General features: G+C 66.4%; 25 protein-coding genes and 1 tRNA gene. 15 read left to right on the forward strand and 11 right to left on the reverse strand.

Annotation, left to right across the window (positions count from 1 at the left end):
- Positions 1 to 61 precede the first annotated feature (61 nt).
- The 5 genes from RS83_RS12620 to RS83_RS12640 all read left to right on the forward strand — a co-directional run bounded on the left by RS83_RS12620 (position 62) and on the right by RS83_RS12640 (position 5,280).
- Positions 62 to 868, forward strand: a complete 807-nt coding sequence (locus RS83_RS12620; RefSeq protein WP_045279904.1) for a pseudouridine synthase — start codon at positions 62 to 64, stop codon at positions 866 to 868.
- The gene (locus RS83_RS12625) at positions 865 to 1,998 is read left to right on the forward strand and encodes a prephenate dehydrogenase (protein WP_045279905.1); all 1,134 of its coding nucleotides are present in this window, start codon (positions 865 to 867) and stop codon (positions 1,996 to 1,998) included. Before RS83_RS12620 ends, RS83_RS12625 begins: the two co-directional genes overlap by 4 nt.
- Positions 1,991 to 2,674, forward strand: coding sequence for a (d)CMP kinase (gene cmk / locus RS83_RS12630; protein WP_045279906.1), 684 nt, complete (start codon positions 1,991 to 1,993; stop codon positions 2,672 to 2,674). Before RS83_RS12625 ends, cmk begins: the two co-directional genes overlap by 8 nt.
- Complete coding sequence (gene der / locus RS83_RS12635) at positions 2,667 to 4,187, forward strand: ribosome biogenesis GTPase Der (protein ID WP_045279907.1); 1,521 nt, start codon at positions 2,667 to 2,669, stop codon at positions 4,185 to 4,187. Before cmk ends, der begins: the two co-directional genes overlap by 8 nt.
- A gap of 151 nt (positions 4,188 to 4,338) precedes the next feature.
- Complete coding sequence (locus RS83_RS12640) at positions 4,339 to 5,280, forward strand: NUDIX domain-containing protein (protein WP_045279908.1); 942 nt, start codon at positions 4,339 to 4,341, stop codon at positions 5,278 to 5,280.
- Positions 5,281 to 5,321: 41 nt separating this feature from the next.
- Here the strand turns inward: RS83_RS12640 and RS83_RS12645 are convergent, their stop codons facing one another.
- From RS83_RS12645 to RS83_RS12665, 5 genes are read right to left on the reverse strand one after another with little or no spacing between them, the layout of a single operon-like run.
- Positions 5,322 to 6,797, reverse strand: a complete 1,476-nt coding sequence (locus tag RS83_RS12645) for an HNH endonuclease signature motif containing protein (protein WP_045279909.1) — start codon at positions 6,795 to 6,797, stop codon at positions 5,322 to 5,324.
- Between the two features lie 36 nt (positions 6,798 to 6,833).
- Positions 6,834 to 7,220, reverse strand: coding sequence for an RNA-binding S4 domain-containing protein (locus RS83_RS12650; protein ID WP_045279910.1), 387 nt, complete (start codon positions 7,218 to 7,220; stop codon positions 6,834 to 6,836).
- Positions 7,213 to 7,887, reverse strand: coding sequence for a lysoplasmalogenase (locus RS83_RS12655; protein ID WP_045279911.1), 675 nt, complete (start codon positions 7,885 to 7,887; stop codon positions 7,213 to 7,215). Before RS83_RS12655 ends, RS83_RS12650 begins: the two co-directional genes overlap by 8 nt.
- Positions 7,888 to 7,928: 41 nt before the next feature.
- The gene (locus tag RS83_RS12660; protein ID WP_045279912.1) at positions 7,929 to 8,384 is read right to left on the reverse strand and encodes a hypothetical protein; all 456 of its coding nucleotides are present in this window, start codon (positions 8,382 to 8,384) and stop codon (positions 7,929 to 7,931) included.
- Positions 8,385 to 8,393: 9 nt separating this feature from the next.
- Positions 8,394 to 8,978 (reverse strand): GNAT family N-acetyltransferase, encoded by a 585-nt coding sequence (locus RS83_RS12665; protein WP_045279913.1) that lies wholly within the window; start codon positions 8,976 to 8,978, stop codon positions 8,394 to 8,396.
- A 106-nt stretch (positions 8,979 to 9,084) separates the two neighbouring features.
- Here RS83_RS12665 and RS83_RS12670 point away from each other — a divergent pair.
- Positions 9,085 to 9,158 (forward strand) — tRNA-Pro (locus RS83_RS12670).
- Positions 9,159 to 9,269: 111 nt separating this feature from the next.
- Positions 9,270 to 9,998, forward strand: a complete 729-nt coding sequence (locus RS83_RS12675) for a hypothetical protein (RefSeq protein WP_045279914.1) — start codon at positions 9,270 to 9,272, stop codon at positions 9,996 to 9,998.
- Between the two features lie 8 nt (positions 9,999 to 10,006).
- Here the strand turns inward: RS83_RS12675 and RS83_RS12680 are convergent, their stop codons facing one another.
- A complete protein-coding gene (locus RS83_RS12680) occupies positions 10,007 to 10,498 on the reverse strand; it encodes a tyrosine-type recombinase/integrase (RefSeq protein ID WP_052679109.1) in 492 nt (163 codons plus the stop codon).
- 276 nt (positions 10,499 to 10,774) lie between these two features.
- Here RS83_RS12680 and RS83_RS12685 point away from each other — a divergent pair, with 276 nt between their 5' ends.
- Genes RS83_RS12685 through RS83_RS12695 form a run of 3 tightly spaced genes read left to right on the forward strand, consistent with a single transcriptional unit; the run spans position 10,775 to position 12,230 of the window.
- On the forward strand, positions 10,775 to 11,155 hold the full coding sequence (locus tag RS83_RS12685) for a DUF2255 family protein (protein ID WP_045279915.1): 381 nt from the start codon (positions 10,775 to 10,777) through the stop codon (positions 11,153 to 11,155).
- A gap of 20 nt (positions 11,156 to 11,175) precedes the next feature.
- A complete protein-coding gene (locus RS83_RS12690; RefSeq protein ID WP_045279916.1) occupies positions 11,176 to 11,865 on the forward strand; it encodes an NADPH-dependent F420 reductase in 690 nt (229 codons plus the stop codon).
- Positions 11,866 to 11,891: 26 nt separating this feature from the next.
- Positions 11,892 to 12,230 (forward strand): MoaF-related domain-containing protein, encoded by a 339-nt coding sequence (locus RS83_RS12695; protein ID WP_156153206.1) that lies wholly within the window; start codon positions 11,892 to 11,894, stop codon positions 12,228 to 12,230.
- Between the two features lie 201 nt (positions 12,231 to 12,431).
- Here the strand turns inward: RS83_RS12695 and RS83_RS12700 are convergent, their stop codons facing one another.
- The 4 genes from RS83_RS12700 to RS83_RS12715 all read right to left on the reverse strand — a co-directional run bounded on the left by RS83_RS12700 (position 12,432) and on the right by RS83_RS12715 (position 15,205).
- Complete coding sequence (locus RS83_RS12700; RefSeq protein ID WP_045279918.1) at positions 12,432 to 12,923, reverse strand: lipocalin-like domain-containing protein; 492 nt, start codon at positions 12,921 to 12,923, stop codon at positions 12,432 to 12,434.
- A gap of 247 nt (positions 12,924 to 13,170) precedes the next feature.
- The gene (locus RS83_RS12705) at positions 13,171 to 14,052 is read right to left on the reverse strand and encodes a helix-turn-helix transcriptional regulator (protein ID WP_045279919.1); all 882 of its coding nucleotides are present in this window, start codon (positions 14,050 to 14,052) and stop codon (positions 13,171 to 13,173) included.
- Between the two features lie 86 nt (positions 14,053 to 14,138).
- Entirely contained in the window at positions 14,139 to 14,840 is a 702-nt protein-coding gene (locus RS83_RS12710) for an SDR family NAD(P)-dependent oxidoreductase (protein WP_045279920.1), read from the reverse strand.
- On the reverse strand, positions 14,840 to 15,205 hold the full coding sequence (locus RS83_RS12715; protein WP_045279921.1) for a cyclophilin-like fold protein: 366 nt from the start codon (positions 15,203 to 15,205) through the stop codon (positions 14,840 to 14,842). Before RS83_RS12715 ends, RS83_RS12710 begins: the two co-directional genes overlap by 1 nt.
- A 144-nt stretch (positions 15,206 to 15,349) precedes the next feature.
- Between RS83_RS12715 and RS83_RS12720 the strand changes: the two genes are divergently transcribed.
- The 4 genes from RS83_RS12720 (at position 15,350) to RS83_RS12735 (ending at position 19,573) form a co-directional block, all read left to right on the forward strand.
- A complete protein-coding gene (locus RS83_RS12720) occupies positions 15,350 to 16,600 on the forward strand; it encodes a multidrug effflux MFS transporter (protein ID WP_156153207.1) in 1,251 nt (416 codons plus the stop codon).
- Between the two features lie 86 nt (positions 16,601 to 16,686).
- Positions 16,687 to 17,352: an SDR family NAD(P)-dependent oxidoreductase gene (locus RS83_RS12725; RefSeq protein ID WP_045280807.1), complete on the forward strand. Its 666-nt coding sequence runs from the start codon at positions 16,687 to 16,689 to the stop codon at positions 17,350 to 17,352.
- Positions 17,353 to 17,591: 239 nt separating this feature from the next.
- Entirely contained in the window at positions 17,592 to 18,515 is a 924-nt protein-coding gene (locus RS83_RS12730; protein WP_331454300.1) for a PQQ-dependent sugar dehydrogenase, read from the forward strand.
- A 23-nt stretch (positions 18,516 to 18,538) separates the two neighbouring features.
- Entirely contained in the window at positions 18,539 to 19,573 is a 1,035-nt protein-coding gene (locus RS83_RS12735; protein ID WP_082071667.1) for a zinc-binding dehydrogenase, read from the forward strand.
- A gap of 426 nt (positions 19,574 to 19,999) precedes the next feature.
- Here RS83_RS12735 and RS83_RS12740 read toward each other — a convergent pair whose 3' ends face one another.
- On the reverse strand, positions 20,000 to 20,962 hold the full coding sequence (locus RS83_RS12740; protein ID WP_045279924.1) for a zinc-binding dehydrogenase: 963 nt from the start codon (positions 20,960 to 20,962) through the stop codon (positions 20,000 to 20,002).
- Between the two features lie 86 nt (positions 20,963 to 21,048).
- On the opposite strand from RS83_RS12740, the gene RS83_RS12745 reads away from it, so the two are divergent.
- Positions 21,049 to 21,678 carry a TetR/AcrR family transcriptional regulator gene (locus RS83_RS12745; RefSeq protein ID WP_156153208.1) on the forward strand — a complete coding sequence of 210 codons (630 nt, stop codon included), beginning with the start codon at positions 21,049 to 21,051 and terminating at the stop codon, positions 21,676 to 21,678.
- Positions 21,679 to 21,811: the final 133 nt, after the last annotated feature.

A 21,811-nucleotide genomic window follows, 5' to 3' on the forward strand; every position in this document is an offset into this window, starting at 1 on the left:
TTCGCGCTGGACATATCGTCCGCGCGCCACAGCACTGCAGTTTCCACGAAGGGACCACCCGATGAGCGGCTTCGACGCTTCCACCGACTCCACCCAGCCCGAGGGCATCCGACTGCAGAAGGTGCTGGCTGCCGCGGGCGTCGCCTCGCGCCGCGTGGTCGAGGACTACATCGTCGAGGGGCGCATCAAGGTGAACGGGGTCACCGTCACCGAGCTCGGTCGCCGCATCGACCCGGAGACCGACCTCGTGGATGTCGACGGCACCGCGGTGCAGCTCGACGTGTCCAAGCGCTACGTGATGCTCAACAAGCCCACCGGTGTCGTCAGCAGCATGAAGGACGAGAACGGTCGGCCCGACCTGCGCCTCTTCACCGAGAAGTACGAGGAGCGGCTCTACAACGTCGGTCGACTGGATGCCGAGACCAGCGGTCTGCTGATCCTCACGAACGACGGCGAGCTCGCGCACGTGCTCGCACACCCGTCGTTCGGCGTGAGGAAGGTGTACATCGCCAAGGTCGAGGGCACGGTCACCGCGCAGACGATCAACACGCTCACGAAGGGCGTCGAGCTCGAAGACGGTCTGATCGCCGCCGACAAGGCGCGCCTGCTCGACACCTCCCGCGGGTCGAGCCTGGTCGAGCTCACACTGCACTCCGGGCGCAACCGCATCGTCCGCCGTATGCTCGCAGCGGTCGGCCACCCGGTGACCGAGCTCGTGCGCCGGCAGTTCGGTCCGCTGCACCTGGGAACGCTCCCGGCGGGGAAGACCCGTGAACTGGGTAAAATCGAACTCGGCGCGCTTCTCACCTTGTCGCGCCGTGATTCCGGTGCCGCCGAGGCGCCAGGCGAGCAGCAGGAGAACGAGTGACCGATACGAGTGTGCCCACGGGGCGGCAGTCGGCATCCGTCGCGCCCCGCTTGTCCGGCACCGTCCGCATCGTCGGCGCCGGCCTGCTGGGCTCCAGCATCGGTCACGCGCTGCGCGCGAAGGGCACCGACGTCGTGCTCACCGATGCCTCGCCAGCGCAACTGCGCCTTGCCGTCGATTACGGCGCTGGCCGCGCCGCCGCTGATGACGACCGCCCGTCGCTGATCGTCGTCGCCGTTCCGCCGGATGTCACGGCGGATGTCATCCAGGCCGAGCTCGAACGCTTCCCGGGTGCCGTCGTCACGGATGTCGCGAGCGTGAAGCTCGAGCCCTTCCGCGTGCTGCAGTCGCGAGGCGTCGACCTCGCCCGCTACATCGGTTCGCACCCGCTCGCGGGTCGTGAGCGCGGGGGAGCGATCTCGGCGCGCGCCGACCTGTTCATCGGCCGCCCCTGGGTGGTCTGCCGTGATGGCGAGACGAAGGCTGCGGATCTCGCGCTCGTCGAAGCGCTCGCACTCGACGTGGGCGCGATGCCCCTGGAGATGACGCCGGAGGAGCACGACCGCTCCGTCGCGCTCACCTCGCACGTGCCGCAGGTCGTCGCAAGCCTGCTCGCCGGCCGTCTGGCCGACGCCGACGAGGGCTCGCTGCGCCTGTCGGGCCAGGGCGTCCGTGACACCACCCGCATCGCGGCATCCGCCCCGGAGCTCTGGGTGCAGATCCTCGGCGCGAACGCCGGTCCTGTCGTCGAGATCCTGGACTCGCTCGCCGCCGACCTCCGCGAGGTCTCGGATGCGCTGCGTGAGCCGGCGGCCCCCGGCGCCCGCCGAGTCGTCGCCGAGGCGATCCGCCAGGGCAACGACGGCGTCGACCGCCTGCCGGGCAAGCACGGTCAGAACCGGCGCTTCGAGTCGCTCATCGTGATGATCGACGACACGCCTGGCCAGCTCGGGCGGCTGTTCGGCGAGCTCGGGGAGATCGGCGTCAACGTCGAAGACCTCCGTCTGGAGCACTCACCTGGCGCTCAGTTCGGACTGGCGGAGATCAGTGTCGAGCCCGCTGCGCTGCACGGTGCCATCACCGGCCTGCAGGAGCGCGGATGGCGGATCGCGGGGAATACGAATGACTGATGCGACGAAGTTCATCGCGATCGACGGTCCGGCAGGGTCCGGCAAGTCGAGCGTCTCCAAGGCGATCGCTCGCCGACTCGGCTTCGGTTACCTGGACACCGGTTCGGCGTACCGTGCACTCGCGTGGCACGTGCTCGATCGTGGCGCAGACACCGTGGATTCGGATGCGGTGCTGGCCGCGGCATCCGACTTCCCGGTGCGTCTGGGGCTCGACCCCGACGATCGCACCGTGCGTGTCGGGGATGTGGAGATCACGGAAGCGATCCGTGAGTCCCGCGTATCAGGTGCCGTCAGCGGCGTCGCCCGTGTTCCTGAGGTGCGCGCCCAGGTGAACGAGCTCTTCCGAGCGCTCGTCGCCGAGTCGCCGTATCCCGCAGTCGTCGTCGAGGGCCGTGACATCACGACCGTCGTCGCTCCTGATGCGCCAGTGCGCATCCTGCTCACCGCGGCGCCCGAGGTGCGCGCCGCTCGACGCGCCGGCGAACTCGCCGGCGAGAACGCGGATGCCGTCGCAGCTGCGCTGCACAAGCGCGATGCATCCGACAGCGCCGTCGTCGACTTCCTGAACGCCGCAGAGGGCGTCGAGGTCGTCGATTCGACGGAGCTCGATTTCACACAGACCATCGACGCCGTCCTCGCGGTGATCGAACGAATCCGAGGAGTACACCATGGCTGACGACGAATACGAAGGCGGCCCCGACCAGCTCGCCGAGAAGATGGAGCAGCTCGACGAGCAGCTCGCCGAAGCGCGCGCGGAGACCCTGCGCGCCGGCCTCGCCGACTACGACCTGGACGATGAGGACGCTGCGCTCCTCGCCGGCATCACGCTCGGTGAGGACGGCATCCAGTTCTTCCCCGCGCTGCCCGTCGTGGCGATCGTCGGTCGCCCGAACGTCGGCAAGTCGGCGCTCGTGAACCGCATCCTCGGCCGCCGCGAGGCCGTCGTCGAGGACACCCCCGGCGTGACCCGCGACCGTGTGACGTACAAGGCCGAGTGGGCCGACCGTCGCTTCTCGCTCGTCGACACCGGCGGCTGGGAGCCTGATGCCCGCGGCATCGACCGCTCCGTCGCCATGCAGGCCGAGGTCGCGATCGACCTCGCCGATGTCGTGCTCTTCGTCGTCGACGCGATGGTCGGCGCCACGTCGACCGACGAGCACGTCGTGAAGCTGCTCCGCAAGAGCGGCAAGCCCGTGTTCCTCGTCGCGAACAAGATCGACGACGCCCGTCAGGAGCCTGAGGCAGCTGCCCTCTGGAACCTCGGCCTCGGCGAGCCGCATCCGGTCTCGGCCATCCACGGTCGCGGTGTGGCTGACCTGCTCGACCAGCTGCTGAAGAAGCTGCCGGACGTCTCCGCGGTTGCGAAGGCCGAGATCGGCGGACCGCGCCGCGTCGCGATCCTCGGTCGTCCGAACGTCGGCAAGTCGTCGCTGTTGAACAAGGCGGCCGGCGAAGAGCGCGTGGTCGTCAACGAGCTCGCGGGTACGACCCGTGACCCGGTCGACGAGATCGTCGAGCTCGGTGGCAAGCTGTGGCGCCTGGTCGACACCGCCGGCATCCGTCGCCGCGTGCACATGGCGCAGGGCGCCGACTTCTACGCCTCGCTGCGCACCTCCGCCGCGCTCGAGAAGGCCGAGGTCGCCGTGGTCGTGCTCGACGTGTCGGAGACGATCAGCGAGCAGGACGTCCGCATCATCGACCTCGTGCTCGAGTCGGGTCGCGCGCTCGTGCTCGCGTTCAACAAGTGGGACCGCCTGAACGACACCGACCTCGAGAACGCCGACCGTCGTCGCTACCTCGAGCGTGAGATCGAGCAGGACCTGGCGCACGTCGCCTGGGCCCCGCGCGTGAACATCTCGGCGAAGACGGGACGCCACCTCGACAAGCTCGTGCCCGCGCTCGAGACCTCGCTCGAGAACTGGGACCGTCGCATCCCGACCGGCAAGTTCAACGCGTTCCTCGCCGAGCTCGTGGCCGAGCACCCGCACCCGCTGCGTGGTGGCAAGCAGCCGCGCATCCTGTTCGGCACCCAGGCATCGACGCGTCCGCCGACGTTCGTGCTGTTCACGACGGGGTTCCTCGACCCGGGATACCGTCGATTCATCCAGCGTCGCCTGCGCGAGCTGTACGAGTTCGACGGCACCCCGATCGTCATCAACATGCGAGTCCGCGAGAAGCGCCAGCGCTGATCCGGTTCGCCGCCGCAGGGCGCCCGCGTCGCTTCGCGATGCGGGCGCCCTGTCTGGCTTTTGCGGCGGCATCGGTTCCTTCGGACCGCGCCCTGTTCCGATGTGTGACCGATCGAGTGCCGATCAGCCCCGGCTGTGAAAGGCTGAAGGGGTGACGATCGTTCCTCCAGCCCCCGGTGAGCCGCGTCGCCCCGCGGGGCCGCGCAACCCAGGTGACGCCTGGGTGGTCGCCCCGACGGGCGAGAAGTACTGGGGTCGCTTCGGCGCGGCCGGTCTTCTCGCGTTCGACCCGAATCGTGGCGTGCTGCTGCAGCACCGAGTCGCATGGAGCCACTTCGGCGGTACCTGGGGCCTTCCCGGTGGAGCACTGCATGAAGGTGAGAGCGCGATCGTGGGCGCGCTGCGCGAGGCGCAGGAAGAAGCCGGCGTCCCGGATGGCGCTGCCCGAGCCAGGTTCACGAGTGTGCTCGATCTCGGGATCTGGTCGTACACGACGGTCATCGCCGATGTGCACGAGCCGTTCGAGCCGGTGATCAGCGATCCCGAGAGTGTCGCGCTGGAATGGGTGCCGATCGACGAAGTCGCCGACAGGCCGCTGCATCCCGGGTTCGAGGCGTCATGGCCGGAGCTGCGTGAGTTGCTCACGGTGCGGCCCTCGGTGGTCGTCGATGCCGCGAACGTCGTCGGCTCGGTGCCGGACGGGTGGTGGAAGGACCGCGCCGGCGCTGCTGCACGGCTGCGTTCGGACCTCGCCGATCTCTCGGTGCCTGCCGAGGACCTCGGTCTCGGCGGGACGCGCTGGTTCCCGGAGGTCTCGCTCATCGTCGAGGGCAAGGCTCGTGCGCTGGGTGACTCGGAAGACGGTGTCGCCGTCGCGGCGACCGGAGCCCTCACGATCCCGACCGCCGCCGTGGCGGTGATCCGAGCCCCCGCGTCCGGCGATGACGCCATCGTCGAAGACGCTGCTCGCCGCGTCGCCGACGGGCAGACGGTCTTCGTCGTCACCAGCGACCGTGAGCTCCGCGTCCGCGCCGAGGGCGTCGGTGCGAAGGTCGCCTCCGTGCGTTGGCTCCGCGGTCTCATCAACGGCTGAACTCGCTTCGGCCCCGACCTCTCGGATGAACCGTCGACTCTTCAGACGAACATCAAGCGGCGTGATGGGTGATCCCGGTACGAGCGACCGATCGGACTGATCCATTCGATCTCCCCGCCGGGCAGTGCGTGCGCAGTCCACCGATGTCGGCCGTCGATGTCGGGGTGCTTCAGCGTGTGATGGCCTCGACAGAAATGACTGAGGTTGTCGAGGCGAGTGCGGCCGCCCTTCGCATGATCATGGTTGTGATCGATGTCGCACCGGTGCACCGGCATGCGGCATCCGGGGAAGCGGCAGTGCTGATCCCGGGCGCGAAGATGTCGACGCATGCCCTCAGTCGGGGTGTAGGTATCGGTTTCGGTGACCAGGCCCGTCGAGTCGAGTAGGAGGCTCCATCCGCTGTTTCGCCCGGCCAAGTCGCGTGCGATGTCGGGGTGCATCGGGCCGTGCCCGTCGAACTCCGCGGGGCGGTCGTCGACTCCTGCGAGTGTCGTTGCTGAAACCGTGACCTGGATCCGCGCCGTGATGCCGTCGAGTCCCGATCCGTGTGCCTCGCTCGGGTCGGATGCCAACAGCAGGTCGACCAGGAGGTCTGCACGGATCTGGTCGGCCGTGCGCCGGTCGGCCGGGACGTGCACGACATCGGGGGAGTGCAGCGGGTCGGTGAGCGGATCGATGAGTCCGTGCAGCGGGTCGGTCGTGAACGTATCGGAGTCGCCGAAGATGACTGAACTCCCGAACATCGCGGAGACCTCGTCGAGTTCGTCACGGCTCTCGGGCGCGATGTCGAACGGGAAGATCGGATCAGCGCCATCGTCGAGCGAGTCGGACGGGAGCACCGGCTCACGATCGTCGCGGGTGCGCAGGATATGGCGCGACATCTGAGTGAGCCGATCCCGGATCGCCACGGCGAGATGCTCCGGGAGCACCGCCGTCAGCAGGGCCAGCCCGTCATCGAGGGATCGGACGGTGACGCAGCGCTCCTCCGCAGCCCGTTGATGCCGCTCCCGGATCGTCTCGCCGACCAGCGCGGCGGCGATCTGGCGGGCTTGGACTCGTGTGCGCGCCGCGGTGTCGCGTTCGGCGACCACGAGCGCCGCGGTCTCGTAGAGTCGGAGCGTCTCGGCATCCGCCTTCTCATTCCGCGCTGCCTCGGACACGACTGCCCCTGCACGGCAGATCTCGCGGACGTGTGCCGCGGTGATCGTGCCCGACTCGAATGCCGAGCGTACGGCGGTGAACGAGGAGCTGAGCGCGAGCGCGTGAGCGAAGGCGAAGCCCACCGACCCCATCGGAAGGCGTCCTGCGGCGGAGTACTCGGCGATCATCGAGCGGTAGATCGAATCCCGGTGGAACGGGCTCGCGGCCACGTCGGCATCGTGCACGACGATGCGCTGCGAGATGAGTGACGATGCTCGGGCTTCGAGTCGCGCGATCTCGGTTCGCGTCTGCACCCATTCGTCGAGGAGACGGCGGCGCTCCTCGAGATCGAGGGTGAGATCTGCGGTGTCGGACATAGTCAGAGTGTAGAACATATGTACGACATTGGGAGTTCAGTCTGTGGAGAACTCGCCGCCACGCTCGTCGCGTCCGCGGAGACGGTCGATGTCTCGCCGTTCGCGCTTCGTCGGACGCCCTGCGCCCCGATCGCGCATCCCGAGCGCAGCCTGCGGTTCGCGCTCAGGCGTTCGGTCTTCGTATGCTGCCGCGGCGATGGGTGCTCCGACGCGCTTCACGAGCAGCTGGCGGACGAACAGGATCCGGTCGAAGCCGGCGATCCTGATGCGCAGCTCGTCGCCGATTCGAACGGCCTGCGCGGCCTTCACCTTGTCGCCGTTCAGGCGCACATGCCCTGCACGGCATGCCGTCGTCGCGGCGGATCGTGTCTTGTAGACCCGGATCGCCCAGAGCCAGCTGTCGACCCGCACGGATTCAGGCATCGATGCTCCTGTTCTGCAGCGCGAGCACAGCTCCGGCGACGATCAGACCTTGCCCGATCGTGTAGGTGAACATGATCGCCGGGTCGCTCCAGGCGGGTAGGCCGTCGGGGAGGAAGAGGCGCAGCGCGAGGATCGTGTCGCTTGCGAGGAAGAACGCCGCGCCCACAGCGATCACCGGGCTGCAGCGAGCCGCGAACGCCGCTGTGCCCGCGAGGACCAGCCCGTAGGCGGCGACCGCGATGAACAGCCCGCCGGTGTGCGGTCCGAGGATGATCAGCATCGCGATCCACCACGCCACGGAGACCAGTGCCCACCACGGCATCCGCTTGCGGGCTAGATGGCGGGCGAACAGCAGGATGTACGCGACGTGGGCGAGTCCGAAGAAGCCGAGCATGAGTGGAAGCTCCGGCGCGGTCGGGAAGAACGCGCCCACGCTGTCGCCGAGCCAGGAGAAGAGCAACGCGGCGAACAACAGGGCGACCGCGGCTCGCGGCCGGACACGTCGAGCGAACGCGGCGACCGCCAGCGCGAGCAGCGGCATCAGCGCGATCTTCGTCAACCCGGCGAGCTCGCTTCCGATGCCGAGCAGGATGACATGCAACGCGGAGGCGACGATGAAGGGCGCGAACCACCAGACCAGGAGAGTCATCGAGGCACGGCGCTGCATCCTCTCATCGTAGGGTCGCGCCGGCGGGGTCGTCTCCGTGGTCAGGACTCGACGGTCACGTCGATGATGGTGTCGTCTGGTGCGAGGTGCACGGCCGGCCAGTACCCCTCGGGGAAGTGATCGCCGCAGGTGTCGGTGAAGTGCAGCACGATGGTGCCGTCCGCGGCTGCCTCGATCGTGTCGAGGGTGAGGTCGGCTGCCCCCTCGTCGAGTTCGTGCGGCTCGGGGTCGCTGTGGCTGAACCGGGTGACGACGGCATCCGATGCCCGGCGACGAAGTCCGCCGAGCTCGTTGACGATCGCGCGCAGGCGAGGAAGGAGCGGCGTGACCTCAGTGACCGTCGTGCCCTCGAGCATGAGCTCGAGCTCCCCGTCGTCGGTGGCGAGTGTCCCGACGAACCAGTCGTGTGTCAGGCTCTCGCCGTCCGTCAGCACGGTCGTCGCTCGGGTGAGGACGCCCAACTGGGCGTCGTCGATGGTCGGATGCTCGTCGGTCATGTCTCCACGCTAGTTGCCGAGTGTCAGCGCCACGAGCGTCCGCCCCGGCTTCATCTCGGTCTTTTTCTCGAAGCCGGCCGCGAGGAACGTGCTCAGCGTGCCGTGGAAGAGGTCGTTTTTGCGCTGCTTCTCGCCGCGGGTGTCGACGGGGTAGCCCTCGATCAGTCGTGCGCCCGAGGATCGGGCATAGTCGACGGCAGCATCGAGCAGCAGACGATTGAGCCCTGCGCCGCGGTGCTCCCTGCGCACCACGAAGCAGGTCACAGCCCACACGGACTCGTCATCGAAGGGTTCGGTGGTCGCCGCCGCGATGATTCGTGTGCGGGGGATGCGCGCCTGCATCGTGCGTGGGCCGATGCGGATCCATCCCGCAGCATCGCCGTCGACGTACGCGATGATGCCCGGCGGCGGCCCCGCAGCGATCTCCTTGCGGAACATCTCAGTGCGCTGCGGAGCGGTCGTCTCGTTCCAGTCCTTGTTGCTGAGCACCGGCCAGATGCACTGACAGCTCGCTCCATCCCCGCCGCCGGTGAGCGCGTGCTGCACGTCATCCCATCGGGCGGTCGCCGCCGCCGCTGTCGTGATCGTCGCCATGCCGGAACGCTACGCCGGGCATCCGACACTCGGCAACGGTCCGGTTTCGCGGACGCCGTCCGGTGCAGCTAAGATAGTGGAGTTGCCTTCGCGAAAGCGGAGGGAACGGGCTGTGGCGCAGCTTGGTAGCGCACTTGACTGGGGGTCAAGGGGTCGCAGGTTCAAATCCTGTCAGCCCGACCGAGAAAGGCCCGGAAACTCGCAAGAGTCTCCGGGCCTTCTGCATGTCTGGCAAACGCCAAGGGCTCCAAAAGGGCTCCGGTTGTCCACAGCCTCTGCCAGGATGATCCCGTGCCGAACCCCTATGACGACGACCTATCGACTCTCCAAGGCCTGAACTTCATCCAGGATTCTGATTCTGCGAAGCACTTGCTCGCGTACGGCGTTCGGGCGCTTCGAACCGCAGCGTTCATCGAAACGACGCGCGACCCAATCATGACGATGCTCTCCATTGGCGTCGAGAAGATGCTGAAGCTCGGCCTCGGCCTCAACCACATCGCGGAGAGTCGCACTTGGTTGCCTCTGAACGTGCTCAAGAACGAGTACCGCCACAACATCGTCAAGATGGAGACGCTGTTACGAGAGGCGATCCGAGACAATGTCGGACGGGCAACCAACCGCTACTGGGTGGATGAGGCGCTTGCCGCCGTGGAGAACGATCCTGTTTGGCTTCCGCTCGTGGCGGCGTTGAATCGGTACGGGCAAGAGGGCCGCTTCTATTACTTGGACGCGCTAGCCGAGAATCCGCAACGAGAGGAAAGTCCGCAGGTGTTCTGGGACGCGGCCGAGCGCATCGCCCTCGAGAACGAGCCTGAACTCGAAGCGCTTTTCCATCGGATGATCGCCGACTACTCACTCTCGGACGAGTTCTACAGACGGCTAAACGAGCGGATGGCAGACAGTCTGCAACGCTACTGGGACTTGGTCGCGATGGCTGGTGTGCAGGGTGTGCTTGGTGACCGAGGCTCGGGCTGGGGCCACGATTTCAAGAATGTCGGCCGCCAGATCATCGGAGACTAGCGACTGGATCAGCCGCCGATAGCGACCACAGGAGCGACCGGCGCGCTCGCAGCCGAGATGTGCGCAGAGAATGCCGCGCGGTGCGCGCTGAAGTCGCGCGGCCGGACGTGGGCGTAGACCTTGTCCGTGATGGCGTAGCTCGCGTGGCCCATCGCCCGGGATAGCTCATGCATGTCGAGCGCCCGGGACTCCAGCGCCAGCGTGGCGAAGGTGTGGCGCAGCTCGTGGAAGTGCAGCCCGTCAAGTCCAGCCCGCGTGGCGGCAGGCTTGAACGTGTACCGGTAGAAGCCCTTGGGGTCGAAGGCGCGCTCGAAGCTGAGCTTGTTGTGCCCCGGTACCTTGCCCGGCCACAACCCCGCCTCCAGGTTGTCGCGGTGTGGGTGCTGGCGCAGGTAGACGCCGAGGTCGCGGAACAGGCCATCGTCCAGGATCGGCACGTCTCGCACGGCCCGCGCCGTCTTCGGAGTGCCGAGGACGTAGCCCTTGCTGGTGTGGGTCATGTTCCGGCGCACCTGCACTTCGCCCCGGCGTAGGTCGATATCGCGGATGCAATCCCGCCATCTCAGGGGTGATCCGCGCCCGACGGGTCATCAGGAAGTCTCTGATCTCGTGCTCGATCTGCATAGGTAGAGGCTACGTCTCGTATTCCGGTGGTGGGGCACCCTGTCAGGGACTGCCACTGGTCAATCCTCCGGCGGAGTATGGAATCACACCCGCCCGCGATGGAGGTGCTGAATCGGCACATGACCCGCGAGCGGTGACGAAAGGAGTTCACTATGACGACTTGGTCACCTCACGACATCGACCGCATCGCCGCCACCGACGACCTGCACATCGCCCCGTTCCGCGCCGACGGATCCACGTACGGCACCCCCACTTGGATCTGGTCCGTCGTTGTCGACGGTCGCCTCTTCGTGCGGGCGTGGAATGGCACGCGCTCGCGGTGGTACCAGTCCGCCGTCGCACAGCGTGCCGGACGGATAACCGCAGCCGGTGACACCTTCGAGGTGGGGTTCGCGCCGGCCGACGCCGCCCTGGAGGACCAGATCGATGCTGCATACCGCGCCAAGTACAGCGGCAGCAGCTACCTCCCCCCGATGGTCGCGGCCGGCCCCCGGTCCGCGACCGTCGAGATCACACCCCGCGCAACCGCTTGAACACAGAAACGAGCAACACCATGAAGATCGCAATCATCGGCACGGGAATGGTCGGACGCGGCCTCGCCGCACGCCTCGCCGGCCTCGGACACGATGTCGTCATCGGTACACGCGATGTCGACGTGACCCTTGCCCGCACCACGCCTGACGGAATGGGCACTCCGCCCTACGTGCAGTGGCAGCAGGAGAACTCCAACGTGCGTCTCGTCACCCTCCCCGAAGCGGGCGCGCACGGCGAGGTCGTGATCAACGCTGCCAACGGGCAGAACGCACTTGCGGCACTGGAGGGCGTCGGCGCGGAACCGCTGGCCGGAAAGGTGCTCCTCGACCTTGCGCTCCCGCTGGATCTGTCAAAGGGTCTCCCGCCGACCCTCACCATCTCGAACACCGACAGCTTGGGTGAGCAGATCCAGCGCGCCTTCCCGGACGCTCGGGTCGTGAAGTCGCTCAACTCCGTCTACTACCAGGTGATGATCGACCCCACCCGGGTACCCGGACCGCACAGCATCTTCGTCGCCGGAGATGACTCTGACGCCAAGAGCATCGTCGAAGGACTTCTTGGCGAGTTCGGATGGCCGACCGAGTCCATCATCGATCTCGGTGACATCACCGGAGCTCGCGGCGTGGAGATGTACGCCCGACTCTTCTTCACTCTCTACAACGCGTTCGGCACGTTCGATTTCAACATCAACGTCACTCGCGCGAACTAAACCATCACAACACCAAAGGACACATCATGGATAACACTGCAACATTGCCCAGCGTCGGAGAAACCTGGCTCGCAGACCTCGGCCCCAATACTCCGCTCCGACACTTCACCGTCGAGATCACCTTCGAGACCGCCACCCGCGTGTCGTTCCTCGTCACCGGCGGTGCCATCAAGGGCCGCACCGAGACGATGGAGTACACCACCACTCAGGTCCGCGACGGGCTGTATGTGGTCCGATGGACCGAGCCCGACTCTCTCGACCACGTCACCCATATCGAGGACTACACCAACGGAGCCTGCATGGCGTCCTCCGTCATCGGCGGAGAGTTCGTGCAGCTGCACGGTACCTGGACCAAGGTGCGCTGAGCACTCCAGACCCACGTCTACGACGTGTCAGTCAGGCCGGGAACGAGATTCCTCTCGTTCCCGGCCCGTTCTGCGTCATTGATGCTCTTCGGAACGGTGCCGGGTCCACAGACCAACAGTGCGCCGGCAACTGAACGACAATGCTCCTCTGCTCTGACGTCATGTCAGAGCAGAGGAGCATTTGTGCGGGGCGGCGCCGTTTTAGCGGGAAGCGTGCTCGTAGGTGACGCGCCAGCCCTCGGAAGCATCCACAGGGGTCAAGACGAGCGTGTCGTCAGTGACCTCGAAGTTGCGGACCAGCGTCTGTCCGATGAGGTCACGCGCCGCAGCAGATTCCACCTCGACGGAGAATGTTCCGGCGTCCTCGTCGATGGTCGCGTCGCCGTAGAACGCCTCGTATCCCTGCACGGTGTAAGCCGTGTCGGGTGCGGTTGCATCAGGGTTCTGCGCCTGCACCGCGACGGTGCCGGCTTCGGTGAAGATGATCTGTCCGCCGAACGGAACGTCGGCAAACTCTCCATCGGTCGAGAACTCGAGCGACGTCATCGTCCACTCCCCGATGATGGGGTCCGAGGTGGCGGTCTCGACCACAGGGGCAGGGGCGTCTTGTGCAGCCGGTGCGCTGCAGGCGGTGAGCGTCAGCAGCGCGCCGATGGCAAGCGTGGGTGCGGCGAGTAGGAGCTTCTTCTTCATGGTCGACCTCTCAGATTGGTGGGGAGTCGTGATTCAACGGTACGAATCCCCGGTACGTCGGAGGGAGTCCCTGAGAGGGCATGTACTGAGAGGGGACCCTCCCCGGTTGCGTGCGCCGGGTACCCCTTGTATGGGGCGAGCCTCTGCCCAAAGCGAGTTTGAGCTGTCTTGGGCACGTCACGCACGACCATGCCGATGACTGGTCGTGCTGCTACTTGACAGTGCGGGCCTTGTCCGCGGTCCGAGGTCAGGAGGTCGCGGATTCGGTCGCCGTCTGTGCGTCCGCGTTCCACGACGCCAACAGTTTCAGGCGCTCCGCCGATGGAGATCCTGGCTCGGCGGAGTAGATGAGTAGTACCTTCCCGGGCTCAGCAGTGATGGCGAGTTCCTCGTAGACGAGGGTCAGGTCTCCGACCACGGGGTGGTGGAATCGCTTCTTGCCGGAGCCGTGGGCTCGGACGTTGTGCGCGGCCCACAGGGTGCGAAACAGATCGCTACGGGTGGAGAGCTCTCCGACGAGGTCTTGAATACCCTTGTCGTGCGGGTCACGGCCCGCCTCAGCGCGGATCACCGCGACACACATGTCGGCGAACGTCTCCCAGTCGGGGTAGAAGTCGTGGGCCGCGGGGTCGAGGAACTGGAACCTGGCGAAGTTCGGAACGCGGCCGCCATCACCGATGAGCGGGGAGTAGAACGCGCGCCCGAGTTCATTGAACGCGACTAGGTTCTGCCGCTGATCCCTGACGACCGCGACGGCGTCAGTGATGGATGCTAACGCCCATTCGAGGCTCGGGCGCGGGGGACCCGGTTTGCTGCTGCGCCGACGATGACGCCCGGAGGAAGGGATGCCATCGGCGTTGCGTGCGAGATCGAGGAGATGCGCGTGCTCTGCATCTGAGAGTTGCAGAGCCCGGGAGATCGCGTCGATAACCGCTGCGGAGGCGCCGGCGATTGCTCCTCGCTCCAGCTTCGAGTAGTACTCCACGCTCACCCCGGCCAAGGCAGCGACCTCGCTGCGCCGGAGTCCTTCGACGCGGCGGTTCGATCCCGCGGGGATGTCGGCGGCTTCCGGCGACACCCGGGCCCGGCGGGTCATCAAAAACTCCCGCACCTCTACACGATTGTCCATACCGCTCAGGTTAGGTTGACTCCGAGGTTCTGTGGGATGCCCTGACAGTGCACCCCTCCCTCGCCCCATGCCGATGATGGTTTCGCTCACGGCAGTGTGATACCGGTGAGCTCTGCCAGTGTTGCAAGAAGTTCGGCGTGGAACACAGGGTCGTGCACTGGTGGGGCCGGTTCGCGCGTGCGCTGGTGGTGCCAGTAGCCGCCGGTCCGGGGCGTCACGTCGGGGGTGGTCGCCAGCCATGCCTGTGTGCGATGTCCTTCGACGAGGTCATCGGGGGCACTCTTGCCGCCCATGCGGGTGGGGACCCAGCCGGGGTCGACTGCGTGACTGTCCGTGCCCGCCCAGCGAGCGGCAACTGCTGCGCTGAACGCGGTCACCCAAAGCTTGCTGTCGCTGTAGGACCCAGATCCGGAACTCAACTTGGTCAGGTCGGTGGATCCGTCTCGGTGCATGGAGCTGCTCAGATAGATCAGCCGGCCGGGCTTGAGCATCACTCCGGTCAGCACGTAACCTGCGAGAGCGTTGACCGCAACCGCCTCAGGCGGATGGAGGGCACCTGCGTTGTGGATGACCGCGTCGAACCGACCGTAGGCGTTCGCAGCCTGCGCAGCGTCGACAGTTTGTGCCGGATCGGCGAGGTTACCGGTGATTGTCCCTGCCCACGCGCCCGTCGGGATGGATGCAGCTGTTCGCGCGTGAACGACGACGTCGTGCCCGTCTGCGGTGAGAGTCGTGGCGGTGCTCAGGCCTAAGCCGGTCGAAGCTCCGGTGACGAAGATGAGGGCCATCAGCGGTCGCTATCTGTGCGGGTGAGGCGTGCGCTGAATCCGTCGGGAAGATCTCGGAGCGTCGGCAGTGCAAGGTCGAATCGGCCGATACGAACCAGGCCTGGCCAGGTGCCCACGGACCCGTAGTAGAACACGAGAGAGCGGGTCGGCGCGTAGTAGCCGATCTCGCCCGGTTCTGGCGAGTCTTCTGCGGGCACTCCTCTGAGGCGCAACGCTCGTTCGAGTGTCGCAACTTTCTCGACCCCCTTGAAATCGGTGAAGACCGCGTCCATCGGAAGGCGGGTGGCCAGGTCAGCGGCTACAGGGTTTGCATAGAGGTCAGCATCGAACTCGATCCCGACTGATAACGCCACGTGTACGCGCAAGCTCGTCCTCCTAATGTGGTCGCTCGTGGGCGGGGGCCACCAGGTGCTGATTCTTCTAGAAGTCCCCTCCCGGAAGGGTCCTCTATCAGTACACCCCTCGGCAGGGACTCCCACTCGGACCGGCAAGCGCGGAGCATGGAATCCATGCCCTCCACGTCCTCCTCGACTATGACCCGTCGTTTGTTGCCGTCCGTTCTTCTGCTGTTGACGGTGTTCGGTCCGATCTCGATGGATCTCTACCTTCCCGCACTGCCGGCGCTGACCGCGCAGCTCGGAGCCGTCACTTCGGTCGCGCAGTTGACGGTGACGGCGTGCCTCATCGGGCTCGCTGCGGGACAGTTGCTCGCGGGTCCTCTGTCTGACCGGTTCGGACGTCGAGGGATCCTGCTCATTGGAATCGTGGCATACATTCTCACTTCGGTGCTGTGTGCGCTGAGTCCCTCCATCGAGCTGCTCATCCTCGCCCGCCTCGTACAGGGGCTCGCCGGGGGCGTCGGCATCGTCATCGCCACCGCGGCCGGCCGCGATGTCTTTGAGGGCAAGGCGCTCATCCGCTTCTACGGCCGGCTCACCGTCATCGGTGGGTTCGCCGCCATCGTCGGACCACTGCTCGGTGGCCTACTGAACACCTTCACCGACTGGCGCGGACTCTTCATGTTCCTCGCGGTGATCGGTGTGGCAATCCTCGTCATCACTCTGCTCGTGTTCGAGGAGACGCTCTCGGTGGAGCAGCGCACCAGCGGCGGGTTCGGCCAGACGCTCCAGTCTTACCGCACGCTTTTCAGTGACCGGGTGTTCCTCGGCGCGGTGTTGAATCAGGGGTTCCTGTATGCCGCGCTGTTCGCTTATCTCGCTGGTTCGACGTTCGTGCTGCAGGACATCTACGGTCTTACTCCCCAGTGGTACGCAGCGGCTTTCGGGCTCAACTCCGCCGGCCACATGATCTTCGGATACTTCGCTGGCCGTGCGGCAGAGCGTTGGAGCGTTTCGGGGACCCTCGGCGTCGGAGTCGTCGTCACCGGGCTGGGTGCCATCGGACTTCTCATCGCCGGCTTGACGCCGATGCCGCTGTGGATCGTCATCGTCTCTCTGTTCGCGCTGTCGAGCGGCGTCGCGATCACCGCGCCTCCGGCGACCACCCTCGCGCTCTCCGACTACCCGCAGATGGCCGGCACCGCATCATCCCTGCTCGGCATGGTCCGGTTCGGTTTCGGCGGGATCGCCGCCCCGTTCGTCGGCGTCGCCGGAGCGCTCAGCATTCTGCCTCTCGGTGTCACCACCGTCGTCACCGTGCTTCTCGCCGCCGCTGCCTGCCTCCTCCTGGCGCGGCGGCGCGCTCACACGCCTAGCTCGCTGCGCACGGATACCGCATCGCACCCCACCCCCGTCGCCTGAGAGCAGCTGTCGCTGCTCGAAGGCGGGTCTGTGACCACCACCATCGTCGACTGACACCTCACCGCGAATCGAATGGAGTCAACCTCATGACCACTACCGCAATCATCGGCGCCGGGCCCGGACTGGGCGCAGCCATCGCCCGCCGCTTCGGAGGCGAAGGCCACAGCGTTGCCCTCATTGCACGTAACCAGGATCGCCTCGACGCCCTGGCCGCGGAACTCGCCGAGATAGGGATCACCGCGCGTGGCTACGTAGCGAATGTCCGCGACACCGCGAGCGTCCGCGAGGCACTGGATCGGGCGACGCAGGAACTCGGCGCCATCGAGGTGCTGACCTATAACCCTCTGCCCCAGAAGGAGTTCCTCCGCCCTGTCCTCGAGACCACGCCCGAGGATCTGGTCGGCGCGGCTGAGTTCTCCATCTACGCTCCCGTTGCTGCGGTGCATCAGGTTGTGCAGGGTATGCGATTCCTCGGAGCGGGAACCATCCTGTTCATCAACGGAGACAGCGCCGTGCGCTACAACGCGTCCTACGCCGGGACGTCAATCGCTTTTGCTGGGCAGACCGCCTACGGGCAGATGCTGCACGAGACGCTGCAGCCGGAGGGCATCCACGTCGGACAACTCATCATCCCGCGCGGAATCATACCGGGAGATGCGACCCACGACCCGGACGTTCTGGCCGGAGTGCTCTGGAACATGCACACCACGCGTGGCGAGTTCCGTCGGTACGCCGACACGCTCGACAACTGACCATCCCGCATCGGCCCTGAAACCGTGAACTCGGAGACACAGAAACCATGAAGACACTCAGCTCACGGGGTAAGGCCACCGCGCTGGCCGCCTTCGCCACTGCTGTCCTGCTCTCTGGCTGCACTCCCGCCCCGGAGATGGAGCAGGCCACGACCCCCGCTCCGGTATCCTCGACCCCCGAGACTCCCTCAGCTCAGGGCGTCCCACAGGGTGATCCCACCGTCCTTGCCTCCGGACTCGTGACACCGTGGTCGGTTGCGTTCGCAGGCGAAACTGCCCTGATCAGTGAACGCGATACCGGGAACATCCTCGAGCTCACCGGAGACACCACTCGGGTGGTCGGCACCATCGACGACATCGTCCAGCAAGGCGAATCGGGGCTCCTCGGTATAGCTGTCGACGAACAGCAGCGACTGTATGCGTACTCCACCGGCCCCGATGGAAACCGCATCCAACGCTTCGCCCTCGATGGGGAACCCGGGTCGCTGACTCTTGGCGTGCCTGAGACCGTTGTGGACGGCATCCCGGCCGCCAGCTATCACGACGGCGGCAGAATCGCATTCGGGCCGGACGGGATGCTCTACGCCACCACCGGTGACGCCGGAGGTCGCGAGAACGCGCAGGATCTGGACAACCTCGCCGGAAAGATCCTCCGCATGACCCCCGACGGAGCCGCTCCCGACGACAACCCCTTCCCGGATTCGCTCGTCTACAGCTACGGACATCGCAACCCGCAGGGGATTGCCTGGGCAGACGACGGCACCCTGTTCGCCACCGAGTTCGGGCAGAACACCTGGGATGAGCTGAACATCATTACCCCCGGTTCCAACTACGGATGGCCCGTCGTGGAGGGTATCGGCGAGAACCTGGACTACGTCGACCCGGTGCAGCAGTGGACGCCCGAGGAGGCAAGTCCCAGCGGCATCGCGGTGGTCGGGGGGACGGTCTTCATCGCCAACCTTCGAGGTCAGACCCTGCGTGCAGTGCCGGTCGCTGATCCCAGCACCTCCACCGATTACTTCTCTGACACGTACGGACGTCTTCGCCACGTTGCCGAAGCCCCGGATGGAACCCTCTGGTTCCTGACCAGCAACACGGACGGTTACGGATCTGGGCCTCGCGACGGCGACGACCGTATCCTCAGCATTCCCTTCACCAACTGACACCGACAGAAAGAAACACCATCATGCGCGCAACACTCATGTACGCCGCCGGCGACGTTCGCGTCGTCGACGTTCCCGAACCCATCATCGAAGAGGCGACCGACGCGATCATCCGCGTGACGTACGCCTGCGTCTGCGGGTCGGACCTGCATCCGTACCACGACCTCGGGGACACCCCTGAGGGCCGCCACATGGGACACGAAGCCATCGGCGTGGTCGAGCAGATTGGCGACGCCGTCGCCACTCTCGCCATCGGCGACACTGTCATCGTGCCTTTCGCATGGTCGGACGGCACCTGCACATACTGCCGGGACGGGATCACCACCTCCTGCGTGCACGGCGGATTCTTCGATGCGGCACCGTCGGCCACGCAGGCCGAGAAGCTCCGCATCCCGTATGCAGACGGCACCGCCGTCGCGATCCCCGCAGGCACCGACGAAGCTCTTATGCCCTCGCTGCTCACCCTGTCTGATGTCTACCTCACTGGGTATCACGCAGCCATCCGTGGTGGTGTCGAAGCCGGAAAGACCGTTGCCGTCATCGGTGACGGGGCCGTCGGCCTCTCCGCGGTCCTAGCGGCTAAGCAGCTCGGTGCCGAAAAGATCATCCTGATGGGACGCCACACCGCGCGCACCGATCTTGGTCGCGAGTTCGGAGCGACCGACGTCGTCGCCGAACGTGGCGAAGAAGGCGTTGCGAAGGTTCTGGCGCTGACTGGCGGAGAGGGGGCGCACGTTGTCCTTGAAGCCGTCGGACACATGCCCGCCTACGAGCAGGCGTACGGCATCGTCCGCCCAGGCGGAGTGATCTCCCGCGTCGGCGTCCCCCAGTACGAGAACGCCGCGGTCGGGTTCATGTCGCTCTTCGGAAAGAACGCCACACTCACCGGCGGGCCAGCCACAGTCCGCGCCTACCTCGAGGCGGCCATTCCGCAGGTCATCGACGGCACCATCAACCCAGGCAAGGTCTTCGACCGCGAACTGCCCCTTGAGGAGATCGCTGAGGCATACCGCCTCATGGACTCCCGTGAAGCGCTGAAGGTTCTGATCCGTCCGTGAGTACCCGGGCCGGCTCGGCGTATGACGCGAGTCGGCCCACCGGATGACCTCTGTCGGGCATAGAAGACTGTGAGTCGGCTCGCCTCCTCGAGCGCACTAGCGGAATGCCTTGGGTCATCGGCGGTTTCGACTTCCACGACACGCCTCAGGATCGCGCCGGTGCCGAAGGCGAACCCTGCCCCATCTGATCCGCTCATGCTCGAAGCAGGAAAATACAGACGCAGAAACAGGAAAGACAGGAAGACAGCGGGGCGCTGAGGGGCGCAATGAGTAGTTGTGCCAACAGCCCACCGACAAGCCCCGGAGAACCGCGGAAACACGCGGATCTCCGGGGCTTTTTCTATGCCTCCTGCGCCCGAAGCGCCTTTTGTCTCATATGAGTCTCACATGACGATGCGAGCTGCGCCCTCAGCAGCGAGAACCCGCTCAGGGTATGAGGACGATGCGCCCGAACACCTCACCGGCATCCATGAGTCGGTGCGCCTCGGCGGCAGCGCTCAGCGGGAGTGTGGCGTGAACCACGGGGGAGAGGATGCCGCTGACGGCGTCATCGAACATCTCGCCTCGTACCCGGGTGAGCTCGTCGCGTGGCACGGTATCGAGGCTGAGCGTTCCGAAGGTGATCGATCGGCGGAAGCCGGACAGAAGCGCCGTGCCGAAGTCAGCGGGCGGGAAACCGCCGACCACGCCCACGGCGATCAGGCGACCATTGGGCGAGAGTCGTTCGATGAACCTGGGAAGATCGGCGCCGCCGACGATGTCGAGGATGACGTCGAACTCGGCCGGGGCCTTCGGGTCGCCCGCGCCGGCGCGGTCGAGCACGTGGGTGGCGCCGAACGCCCGCAGCCGCTCCCCGCGTTCGGGAGATGACGTGGTGACGGCGATGGTCGCGGCGCCGGCGCGAGCGGCCAGCTCAACGCCGGCCAGACCGATGCTTCCGGCGGCACCCCGCACGAGCACGGATTCGCCCTCGACGAGGTGAGCGCGTTCGAGCGCGAAATGCGCGACCGGTGCCGCGCCGCCCAGGGTCACGGCCTGGATGGACGAGAGTTCGGATGGCAGCGCGACGATCTCGTCGGCGCGAGCGATCACGTGCTCGGCGTACCCGCCCGAGATCCCCGTGAACGCCCAGACGCGGCGACCGAGCCAACCGGGGTCGACATCGGCCCCGGTTGCTGTCACGACACCGGCGGTCTCGCTTCCCGGGATCATCCCCGAGTCGCGGGTTGCTTCGGCGATCCCGCCTCGGCGGATCACGACATCAACCCCGCCGACGCCGATCGCTTCTGTTCGAACGAGGACCTCGCCGACTCCGGGCGTCGGGACGGGAAGGTCCGTCACCTCCATCCCACTCGGGTCGCCGAAGGTCCGGATGATTACTGCGCGCATGGGGGTACTCCGTTTCGCGGCGGGGGATCGAACCCGCCTTCCGAAAGGTAACGGACGCCTGCGTCCACTTGACTAAAGTGAGACATATGCCCGCGACACTGCCTCAGGATCTGCGTTCCGACGCGAAGGAGAACCGCGACCGCGTCCTCGCCGCGGCTCGGGAACTGTTCGGGACTGACGGCCTCGACGTGACCATGCGACAGATCGCCCGACGCGCTGGCGTGGGGCCGGCCACCCTCTACCGGCGGTTCCCCACGAAAGCCGATCTCGTCCGGGCCGCCTTCGTGAATGAGCTCGACGCCTGTCGCTCGATCGTGGTCGACGCCCTTGCCGACACCGACCCGTGGCGCGGTTTCCGCGGCATCATCGAGCAGGTCTTGGTGCTCAACGCCCGGAACCAGGGCTTCACGGACGCGTTCCTCTCCGCCTACCCTGATGCCGTCGACTTCCGAGCACAGCGGGAGGATGCCGTGCGGGCGATCGTCGCCGTCGCTCGTCGTGCCATCGATGTCGGCGCCCTGCGCGCCGACTTCGTCCTGGACGACTTCCTGATCGTCCTGCTCGCGGCGCGTGGACTCTCAAGCACGACGGAGGCGGAGCGTACCCGTACCGCGCGTCGCTACGCGGCGCTCGTGATCGACGGACTACGCGCATCCGACCGGCACGGACCGCTACCTCCTGCGCCGGGGCTCATCCCGAGTGTCATCCCGGCGTAGACCGCGTGCCTCCCCGGCGAAGGTGAGGGGCGACTACCAAGAGCCGGGACCTGGCCGGGACCTGATGCCTGCAAGCCATGCAATCCCTGACATGAAATGACGCCGTTCGAGGGGCAGAAATACCCGGAAAATC

The organism is Microbacterium oxydans, from assembly GCF_000956525.1.
In the GTDB taxonomy this organism is placed as follows: domain Bacteria; phylum Actinomycetota; class Actinomycetes; order Actinomycetales; family Microbacteriaceae; genus Microbacterium; species Microbacterium oxydans_A.

Excerpts from the sequence above, each read along its gene's own strand:
- RS83_RS12650 (WP_045279910.1), bottom strand. The coding sequence starts at position 7,220 with ATGCCTGAATCCGTGCGGGTCGACAGCTGGCTCTGGGCGATCCGGGTC.
- RS83_RS12660 (WP_045279912.1), bottom strand. The coding sequence starts at position 8,384 with ATGACCGACGAGCATCCGACCATCGACGACGCCCAGTTGGGCGTCCTC.
- RS83_RS12645 (WP_045279909.1), bottom strand. The coding sequence starts at position 6,797 with ATGTCCGACACCGCAGATCTCACCCTCGATCTCGAGGAGCGCCGCCGT.
- RS83_RS12745 (WP_156153208.1), top strand. The coding sequence starts at position 21,049 with ATGCCCGCGACACTGCCTCAGGATCTGCGTTCCGACGCGAAGGAGAAC.
- RS83_RS12710 (WP_045279920.1), bottom strand. The coding sequence starts at position 14,840 with ATGGCCCTCATCTTCGTCACCGGAGCTTCGACCGGCTTAGGCCTGAGC.
- der (WP_045279907.1), top strand. The coding sequence starts at position 2,667 with ATGGCTGACGACGAATACGAAGGCGGCCCCGACCAGCTCGCCGAGAAG.
- RS83_RS12700 (WP_045279918.1), bottom strand. The coding sequence starts at position 12,923 with ATGAAGAAGAAGCTCCTACTCGCCGCACCCACGCTTGCCATCGGCGCG.
- RS83_RS12665 (WP_045279913.1), bottom strand. The coding sequence starts at position 8,978 with ATGGCGACGATCACGACAGCGGCGGCGGCGACCGCCCGATGGGATGAC.
- RS83_RS12685 (WP_045279915.1), top strand. The coding sequence starts at position 10,775 with ATGACGACTTGGTCACCTCACGACATCGACCGCATCGCCGCCACCGAC.
- RS83_RS12655 (WP_045279911.1), bottom strand. The coding sequence starts at position 7,887 with ATGCAGCGCCGTGCCTCGATGACTCTCCTGGTCTGGTGGTTCGCGCCC.
- RS83_RS12690 (WP_045279916.1), top strand. The coding sequence starts at position 11,176 with ATGAAGATCGCAATCATCGGCACGGGAATGGTCGGACGCGGCCTCGCC.
- cmk (WP_045279906.1), top strand. The coding sequence starts at position 1,991 with ATGACTGATGCGACGAAGTTCATCGCGATCGACGGTCCGGCAGGGTCC.
- RS83_RS12695 (WP_156153206.1), top strand. The coding sequence starts at position 11,892 with ATGGATAACACTGCAACATTGCCCAGCGTCGGAGAAACCTGGCTCGCA.
- RS83_RS12680 (WP_052679109.1), bottom strand. The coding sequence starts at position 10,498 with ATGACCCACACCAGCAAGGGCTACGTCCTCGGCACTCCGAAGACGGCG.
- RS83_RS12725 (WP_045280807.1), top strand. The coding sequence starts at position 16,687 with ATGACCACTACCGCAATCATCGGCGCCGGGCCCGGACTGGGCGCAGCC.
- RS83_RS12705 (WP_045279919.1), bottom strand. The coding sequence starts at position 14,052 with ATGGACAATCGTGTAGAGGTGCGGGAGTTTTTGATGACCCGCCGGGCC.
- RS83_RS12720 (WP_156153207.1), top strand. The coding sequence starts at position 15,350 with ATGCCCTCCACGTCCTCCTCGACTATGACCCGTCGTTTGTTGCCGTCC.
- RS83_RS12740 (WP_045279924.1), bottom strand. The coding sequence starts at position 20,962 with ATGCGCGCAGTAATCATCCGGACCTTCGGCGACCCGAGTGGGATGGAG.
- RS83_RS12620 (WP_045279904.1), top strand. The coding sequence starts at position 62 with ATGAGCGGCTTCGACGCTTCCACCGACTCCACCCAGCCCGAGGGCATC.
- RS83_RS12735 (WP_082071667.1), top strand. The coding sequence starts at position 18,539 with ATGCGCGCAACACTCATGTACGCCGCCGGCGACGTTCGCGTCGTCGAC.